The organism is Streptomyces millisiae (assembly GCF_031845425.1).
Taxonomy (GTDB): Bacteria; Actinomycetota; Actinomycetes; order Streptomycetales; family Streptomycetaceae; genus Streptomyces; species Streptomyces millisiae.
Genome location: NZ_JAVREM010000417.1, coordinates 1 through 387, shown reverse-complemented (window position 1 = coordinate 387; position 387 = coordinate 1). Strand labels below are relative to the sequence as shown.

The window sequence follows — 387 nt, the reverse complement described above, 5'->3', positions numbered from 1 at the left end:
ACCTCAACGCGGCCGGAGGGGTGATGGGCCGCGAAGTCCACATCGAGGTGGTCGACGGGGGCGCGCCTCCGTCGGCGGTGGCGGCCGAAGTGCGGCGGCTGATCGACGGTGGGCATGTCGACGCCGTGAGCGGATGGCACATCTCGTCAGTGCGCCATGCCCTGGCGCCGGTGGTGGCCGGCCGGGTGCCGTACTCGTATCCCGCCCTGTACGAAGGCGGTGAGCGTCGGCGGGGGATCTATTGCTGCGGCGAGACACCCGACCAGCAGATCGCGCCTGCGCTGCGCTGGATGCGCGACAACCTCGGCATCCGGAAGTGGTTCGTCGTCGGCGATGACTACGTGTGGCCGCGGACGTCGTTGTCCGAGGTCCGCCGGTATGTCCAGG

The 387-nt window shown here is 70.0% G+C and carries 1 protein-coding gene; it reads left to right on the top strand.

Going from position 1 to position 387, the window contains the following annotated elements; all coding sequences use genetic code 11:
• Positions 1-23 precede the first annotated feature (23 nt).
• On the top strand, positions 24-387 hold a 364-nt coding region (locus RNC47_RS37355), incomplete at its 3' end, for an ABC transporter substrate-binding protein (RefSeq protein WP_311605331.1).